The 6,793-nt window shown below is 59.0% G+C and carries 9 protein-coding genes and 2 pseudogenes; all 11 read right to left on the reverse strand.

All coding sequences use genetic code 11. The features are described 5' to 3' along the window. Window positions 1–68: pseudogene (locus F7R02_RS27610) on the reverse strand (transposase); the annotation flags it as partial. Further along, window positions 49–771 (reverse strand): TrbL/VirB6 family protein, encoded by a 723-nt coding sequence (locus F7R02_RS23430; protein WP_235857541.1) that lies wholly within the window; start codon window positions 769–771, stop codon window positions 49–51. The gene F7R02_RS23430 and the pseudogene F7R02_RS27610, both read right to left, overlap by 20 nt. A gap of 19 nt (window positions 772–790) precedes the next feature. Beyond that, on the reverse strand, window positions 791–1,051 hold the full coding sequence (locus tag F7R02_RS23435) for an EexN family lipoprotein (RefSeq protein WP_017119383.1): 261 nt from the start codon (window positions 1,049–1,051) through the stop codon (window positions 791–793). A gap of 183 nt (window positions 1,052–1,234) precedes the next feature. Further along, complete coding sequence (gene virB5, locus F7R02_RS23440; RefSeq protein WP_017116416.1) at window positions 1,235–1,912, reverse strand: P-type DNA transfer protein VirB5; 678 nt, start codon at window positions 1,910–1,912, stop codon at window positions 1,235–1,237. 23 nt (window positions 1,913–1,935) lie between these two features. Further along, the gene (locus F7R02_RS26545) at window positions 1,936–2,097 is read right to left on the reverse strand and encodes a hypothetical protein (RefSeq protein ID WP_017116415.1); all 162 of its coding nucleotides are present in this window, start codon (window positions 2,095–2,097) and stop codon (window positions 1,936–1,938) included. Next, window positions 2,094–4,706, reverse strand: a complete 2,613-nt coding sequence (locus tag F7R02_RS23445) for a VirB4 family type IV secretion/conjugal transfer ATPase (RefSeq protein WP_172397302.1) — start codon at window positions 4,704–4,706, stop codon at window positions 2,094–2,096. The genes F7R02_RS26545 and F7R02_RS23445 overlap by 4 nt, the downstream gene beginning before the upstream one ends. Further along, window positions 4,696–5,028 (reverse strand): VirB3 family type IV secretion system protein, encoded by a 333-nt coding sequence (locus F7R02_RS23450; protein ID WP_017120417.1) that lies wholly within the window; start codon window positions 5,026–5,028, stop codon window positions 4,696–4,698. The genes F7R02_RS23445 and F7R02_RS23450 overlap by 11 nt, the downstream gene beginning before the upstream one ends. Before the next feature lie 15 nt (window positions 5,029–5,043). Continuing rightward, entirely contained in the window at window positions 5,044–5,340 is a 297-nt protein-coding gene (locus tag F7R02_RS23455) for a TrbC/VirB2 family protein (RefSeq protein ID WP_029996458.1), read from the reverse strand. 2 nt (window positions 5,341–5,342) lie between these two features. Beyond that, on the reverse strand, window positions 5,343–5,597 hold the full coding sequence (locus tag F7R02_RS23460; protein WP_017117014.1) for a hypothetical protein: 255 nt from the start codon (window positions 5,595–5,597) through the stop codon (window positions 5,343–5,345). Between the two features lie 87 nt (window positions 5,598–5,684). Then, window positions 5,685–6,494 (reverse strand): lytic transglycosylase domain-containing protein, encoded by an 810-nt coding sequence (locus tag F7R02_RS23465; protein ID WP_078591392.1) that lies wholly within the window; start codon window positions 6,492–6,494, stop codon window positions 5,685–5,687. A gap of 181 nt (window positions 6,495–6,675) precedes the next feature. Then, window positions 6,676–6,793, reverse strand: a pseudogene (locus tag F7R02_RS23470) (IS5-like element ISCARN85 family transposase); the annotation flags it as partial.

A 6,793-nucleotide genomic window follows, 5' to 3' on the forward strand; every position in this document is an offset into this window, starting at 1 on the left:
ATCGCCACGCCGCTTTCGGCTTCGCGCAGAAAGCCGATGACCTGCTCGTCAGTAAAACGTTTCTTCACGTCCAATCTCCTCGGGGTAGGGAATTGGACTCCAAACTGAGGCGCTACTCAAAATTGGGTGGACGTCGGCGACCCAATAGACGACCTGGCTAACCCAGGACCAGAAAAAATTTCGCGTGGATTCAAACAGCAGGGCTGCAATGAAGAATGGCCCTAGCGCTGCTAGGAACGAAATCGCAGTGGTGGCCATGAATAGCATCACCCCGCCGCTGACGGTTAGCGCCAGCGTAGCCAGGAGGATCCCGACGCCGATAAGCACATAGGTCAGCGCCTTCATGAACTCGAAATTGCCGGTTTTGGCGTTGAACGCTTCTTTGGCCTTGGTGATGCCGTTATCGGCAACTTTGTCTAAGAGCGAGCCGACCGAATCGCCGCTGGTGTCATTGCCTGGCGACATTTCGGCAGCAACGTCGTTCGGCATTGAGCGAACCATGTCTGCGATGTTGCTTTGATAAGCACCGGCCGTAAGCGCGGCACTCAATATGCAGGACCAGAACAAGCACTTCATGATGAGCTTGGATATAGGCTCCTCCCCGCGCCCCATGATGGAGTTGAAGGCATCCCACAGCAGAACGATCACGAAGGCCGCGGCCACAAAAGGTGCAACGATTGCCACGGCCTTGGCGGACGCGCTGGTCACGAAGTTCTGCAGGATCGCATCGACCTGTGCAAACAGGTCTTGGAATACGTGGAAACCAGCCATAGCGGCGCCCTCCCTTCGCTCAGTTCTTCGACGGCAGGCGCGGAACTGCGTTGTCGTTCGACTTCATCGACTCGTCCCACTGCGCTTGCCGGGCATTGACGCAATTGGGGTGCTCTTTGAGCTGGCCAGGATCCGCTTCGCACTTGGCCAGCACGTCGGCGCGTTCGTCCGGGTGCGCCTTGAAGTGCGCCACGTCGCGGGCCGGAGCCAATGGATCCGGCTTGCAGCTGGCGACAGAAAACAGGATTAGTAAGACAAACAGGGGCTTAGTGATTTTCATACGTAATGACCTAATTAAGTATTGACATAATTAATGTTATGCGAACTCGGGTTTGGCAGTTGGTGGGGGATCCGGCTCGGGGGGAAATCCGCTGCGTTTCCTGGCTCCGGCGAAGATCCGGTCGCGCTCCCAGCGCTGCGATCAAGAGCGGCGCATCCGTGCGCCATACCCTTGAACAACTGGTCAGAAGGTCCGCGGCTTCATCCGTGGCACGTCGTTGCTGCCGCTCATCTGCTTGTCGTACACAGCATCGGCCTTGGCGGCGATGGCCTTTTCCTCTGCCTGTTGGAGCATCGACACCAGCTGTAGCTTGACCATCTCGTTCGACACCTGGGCCTGTTCGCCAGCGATGCGCGCCTGCAGCTCGGCAATGGCCTTCGGATCCGATGTGCCATTGATTTGACCGATCAAGCTCTGGATCTGATCGGCTCGCTTCATGGCGGCGTCGAAACCGGCTAGGCCTGTTGCCTTGTTCACCGCACCGAGACGTTCCTGGCGAGCGCTAACGTCGGCGTACATATCGGCGATCGAACCGCTCTTGTTCTTGTCGATGATGTCTTGGACCTTGCCGCTTATGCCCGTCACGTCCCCGCGCTGCACGGCGTCATAGAGACCTGTCCAGTCCTGCGGAAGGTACTGGCGCAGCGCCGGGTTGTTGAACAGGTCACCCAGGCCGCGCGAGCCGGTCAGAGCTTCATACTGCTGTTTGGCCTGTTCTAGCTGGTTTTTCAGCTGCGCGACCTGCTCAACGTACTTAGCGAAGTTGGCCGTCTGATTCATCTGCGTCTGTGTATTCATCGCCACATCGGTGACCGGGATTTGCGCGCCGGCACCGAACGACAGCGACAGGCCCACGACCAACGCGGCTCCTAGTGCGTGCAGTCTCATTGCGGTTTCTCCTTGATGACGAATTTGCGTGAGTCCTGGGGAAGCGACTTCACCAGGTGGAATTCGGCGTCGGTCAGCTTGAAGCCTTCCACGTAGTCGGCACGGGAGGCCATGGGGTTCGGCAGGAAGATTTGCGTAGCGCACTGCTGGATGATCATTGCGGTTTCTCCTTGGTTTTGACGCGGCTCACAAACGCCGGCACCCAGCGATCGGGGTCATCACCCACGTCAGCGATGACCGCTTCGATAATCTCGGCCCGGTCCGGGGAACACGACAGCACCAGCAATTCGTCGCCGAACCCAACCAGGTTGATCGTGCCCACGGCGCAGCAACCGCCCTGCTTGATGACGAACTTGCGCGAGTCCTGGGGAAGCGACTTCACCAGGTCGAACTCGGCGTCGGTCAGCTTGAAGCCTTCCACGTAGTCGGCACGGGAGGCCATGGGGTTCGGCAGGAAGATTTGCGTGGCGCACTGCTGGATGATCGTGCGCGCAATCGGGCTTTCGAGGGCGTCGCCCGGTTCCTGGGTAGCGAACACTAGGAGACCGTTTTCCTTGCGGATGGTCTTCAAGCCGTCCTTCGACCACTTGACAAAGATCGCGTCTTCCAGGGGTTTCCAGAACTCGTCCATGACTTTGATAAACGGCTGGCCGTTCAACATCGCGTCCGTGCGGTGCATGAGGTACATCATTATGGGCGTGCGGATGATCGGCACATCCAGGAAGTCGGTGTAATCGAAGCCGTAGAGGCGATACCTGGTCAGGTCGATATCGTCGGTTTCGTTGTCGAACAGCCAGCCGTACTCCCCGCCCTCGGCCCACTTGAGCAGTCGCGCATGCACGGTCGGCCGCGGGTTCGGATCGTTCGGGTCCGGCATTGGGTTCGGCAGATTTTGCAGCAGCAGAGAGAGACGGCGCAGCGGCTTGTCCAGGCGGAACATCACCGTATCTATCGCGCGGGAAATCTCCACTTCATCGTTGTGGTTGACCGGATCCCCCGATGACTCGGCCAACTGCTTGATGAGCGCCTTGAGGAAGATGATGTTCTCCGGCCTGGGATCCAGCTGCAGGGGATTCATCCCGGTGGCTTGTCCCATGGCGAGCGGGAAATACTTGCCGCCCATCGCCATGACGGTGCCTTGCATGCCGCGGTCCTTGTCGAACACCACGACGGACGGCCGGAACTTGCCGGCCTGGGCAAGCAGGATCCCCAGCAGGACGGTTTTGCCCTGCCCCGTCATGCCGGTGACGATGGTATGGCCAGCCGGCCGGTCGCCTTCGTTGTCCTCGTCGGGATCGGTCGCGTGGAAGTTGAAGTAGAGCGGCGTGCCGGCGTCCGTTTTGAACATCGTGACGGCCGGACCCCAGGGGTTGCCGGCCGGCTTGCCAGCCATGTAGTTGTGAAGCGACGAGAAGCTAAGGAAATTCTGCGACGAAATCGGCGCCGGACGCGGGCGGTACTTCCAGTTGCAAGGCAGCTGCGCCCAATACGCGGCTTCCAACGCCAGGCCGACCACCTGGGGAACGATGGCCACATCGAAGAAGGCCGAGCGCGCCTTCTCCATCAGATCACGGGTTTCAGCCGGCGTGTCGCCGAAGACGGTCAGCGTGGCGTGATGCTCCCCAAACGCGAACTCGCCGGCCATGAGTTGATCGAGAGCCACGGTCAGTTGGTTGACCTGATCGCTGGACGGATCATTTGAGTCAACCAGGTGCTGACGGTGGCGTTCAAGCTGGCCCCTGGCAGCGTGTCGCGATAGCAGCGAGAAGCTTTGCGTCAGCACGCACTCGTAAGGCGCTTTCAGGAACGTGTTGAGGTGGCCCGGCTCTGTGCGCTTCTCGTAGTCGAAGACCTCAACCATGCCGAAAAAGCGCGCGCGCGTGGGTGTGCGAATCTCGCCCAACTCACCCCAGGACGAGAAATTTATGCGGTTCTGCGGCATCGTTTCGCGGAAGTGCGCAAAGGTCACCGGCATCGGCAGTTGTTCGCCGTTGACCAGGCGCGCCAGGAACTCGGCTGGCCGCGAGTACAGATACACTGGCAGATTGTCGGCCGCCGCGGCGGCCTCTGCGAACTCAAGTTCGCTACGGCCGTCGTCGGGCTTGCGGGGGAACCTGGGCCGTTCGCGCTCCCACCAATCGGCCAACTCGATACGCTGTTCCTCCTGGTGTACGGTGCCATCATCTGCCGTCACGTCCGTCAGCGCGTGGACGCACTTGTAGGTGCTCAGGACTTCGGGGCCGTAGCGCTTGAGCGACGAGAAGAACAGGCGTTGAAGTTCCTCTAGATCCTTCACCGCGGACTGCTGGCGTTCGACCTTTTCCCGCGTGCTTTGCTTCTCGAACTTGGCCAGGAGCGCCAGCGTCTTATCCGGCATCGCGCGATGGATCACGGTCAGGTAAAGCTCGTTCACCATGAGCGACTTTTCGGTAAACATTGCGCGGTATTTCATGTCGAACTGCGCGCAAAAGGTGTTGTCGTAGTGCGCTTGGGGATACTCCGTCACTCGGCGGCGCACCATGTGCGTCCATAGCGCCAGGTGGTCGGAAGCCGCGCCCTTGAACACAGTGTTCAGGTCGCGCACCCAGTTCATGAGCGTTTCGTAGTCTGCGCTGAGGTGCGAACGCCCGGACAGCTTGAACACGGTCAGCAAGTCGCCGGCCGCTGTTCCGAGGATCGTATCGGTAACATGCCTGGTGTACGGGATGAAGCTGGATATGGCCTTTTCGGCGTCCAGTTCCTTTCTCGTAGCAATTTCAGCGGACATACTTCTTCCTTTTGCGCTTGTAAGTAGCGGGCGCATACGACGAGGCGTTCCAGAACCTCTTGTTCGTGTTGCGCAGCTTGGTATCTATCCACAGACCCCAAGTGCCGAACGCCTTGTCGTCGTGCTTGACGATTTGCCGCATGACGAAAATGATCGGGATGAGTAGCGCCCAGCAGAAAATGCTGACCGTCATCGCCACGATGAAGACGAAGAAAACGGCGAGGATCAAAGGAAGCAATGGCACTCCCATGAACATGGGAGTGCGCGTTGCGCCTTTGAACAGCGGGAATGACGTGGCTGGCTTCTTGTCGTTCTCGTCCATGTTCGTCACCTGAACTTAGGTGACGAACAGTGCAACGATTTCTGCGACAGAGCCGGCGATGATGAGGCCCACGATCCACTTGATGAAACCCTCTTTCTGGATCACGTTGAACCAGTAGAGGATGACTAGGACCAGGCCGGCGCAGATGGCGATGATGGGAACGAAGGACAGCAGATTGTCCTTGAGCGAGTTCAGGAAACCTTTGGCCTTGGCCAGTCCCTGGGCGTCGGCATCGGCGGCAACGATTGCCAGGAGCAGGGAGGAAGCGACAGCGGTCTTGTAATCGGCGAAACGCGCGGGGGTGCCTTTCATATCTACCTCAGTTGGAAATGTCCTTTCTGGACGTTGTAGTGGTCGCGTAGAAGCCGGAACATCGCGCGTGGATCGCTCCATTCCCGCTTCCTGCCCCTTTGACTCACAAGCCGGTATTCCGACACCGACCCATCCTTGTGATTGCGCACGTGGAGCACGAACGTCCAGGCGCGGTCCTTTGTCTCGATAACCGAGCATTCCTCGATGGTGCTGTGGGTAAGCAGCAGATCGAGTTCAGGCGATTGAATAAGCTTCATTGCAAGCACTCCCGTTGGCCTAAGTTAACGGGCCAGCGTAAGCGCTGCCTTGCGGTTTGTCCTTTTCACTATTTACATAGTGAAGCGTCAATCTGCAAAATTCGATCCTGGGAGAGTGATGGGTCGATCCGCTCCTGTTGATGTAGTGCTAGCCGCAGTGATGGCGGCCGATTCGCTTTGCAGTTCTCGTTCCATCCGCGACCTAGCGGAAGCCCGGCCGAAGGCGTCGCTGCGCCCCCGGCCAAAGGCGTCAGGGCCAACGTCAGCGATGGGCCGCGAGGCCGGCGGGGTGGTTTCTGTGACCGTGGCCACCGCCGGTTCGTGGGATTGGCCATCGGGAAGAAGCGCCGGGACCACGGCCGCAGGAATCGTGCCGGCAGAGCGTTCGACGCGGCCGATATAGCCATTGGCATGCCCGCGCGTGAAGTTGCCGGTGTTGTAGCAGGACAGCGCATTGCGCAGCGCCGCTTGATCGTTCGGTTCGCCGTCGGAGGCGCGCACGAAGCATTCGGTCAGGACCCGGGCCGCAGCCGTTAGGTTGGCGCACGGCTCAAACACTTCCGTCCAGGCCATGCCGAACTTGCGGACGTTTGTGCTGTTGATTTGCCCCAGGCCTGAATCGAAGTTGTAGCCGTTGGCCAACAGGTATTCGGCCGTTGCGATGGCTTCTGCCTGGTTTGCCGGCTGGCGCGGCAACTGCCGGCTGCCGTTGATGTTAATGGCGTAGGGCCGGAAGCTGGATTCGGTCTTCACGACCGCGGCTAGAGTGGCGGGATGGACGGACGGGGCGCACTGGCGGGCCAGGGCTTCAAATTCATGAACGGACTGTGCCGGCGCGTTTGGTGCCATCATCGCGCAGAACAAGCCCACCAGAAGTCCCAGAATTCGGAATGCCATTGGCTAAATTCGCTTATGCGATATTGAACATTTGATGCATCATTTATCACTAAAAGATTGTTGTCAACAGGCTTGCAGCTGCGCTGCCCGGATGCCAGGCAAGCGACAACGGCCCAAGCACATCCTGGGTGCATAGGTAGGAAATGAAAATTGGGAAATTTACGAGGCTAACTAGGGCCTGTTAACACATCCGAAGCCCATCAACGACTAGGACGAAGCTGAGGAATCCAAGGAACATGACATCCAGCTTCTCGAAGCGCGAGAAAATCCGGCGGTAGCCTTTCAAGCGACGGAACAGT

Origin of the sequence: Xanthomonas cissicola (assembly GCF_008801575.1) — a bacterium.
Lineage (GTDB): Bacteria > Pseudomonadota > Gammaproteobacteria > Xanthomonadales > Xanthomonadaceae > Xanthomonas > Xanthomonas cissicola.

Coding starts and splice junctions, on each gene's coding strand:
- F7R02_RS26545 (WP_017116415.1), bottom strand. CDS start 2,097: ATGATCATCCAGCAGTGCGCTACGCAAATCTTCCTGCCGAACCCCATG.
- F7R02_RS23465 (WP_078591392.1), bottom strand. CDS start 6,494: ATGGCATTCCGAATTCTGGGACTTCTGGTGGGCTTGTTCTGCGCGATG.
- F7R02_RS23435 (WP_017119383.1), bottom strand. CDS start 1,051: ATGAAAATCACTAAGCCCCTGTTTGTCTTACTAATCCTGTTTTCTGTC.
- F7R02_RS23430 (WP_235857541.1), bottom strand. CDS start 771: ATGGCTGGTTTCCACGTATTCCAAGACCTGTTTGCACAGGTCGATGCG.
- F7R02_RS23445 (WP_172397302.1), bottom strand. CDS start 4,706: ATGTCCGCTGAAATTGCTACGAGAAAGGAACTGGACGCCGAAAAGGCC.
- F7R02_RS23455 (WP_029996458.1), bottom strand. CDS start 5,340: ATGAAAGGCACCCCCGCGCGTTTCGCCGATTACAAGACCGCTGTCGCT.
- F7R02_RS23460 (WP_017117014.1), bottom strand. CDS start 5,597: ATGAAGCTTATTCAATCGCCTGAACTCGATCTGCTGCTTACCCACAGC.
- F7R02_RS23450 (WP_017120417.1), bottom strand. CDS start 5,028: ATGGACGAGAACGACAAGAAGCCAGCCACGTCATTCCCGCTGTTCAAA.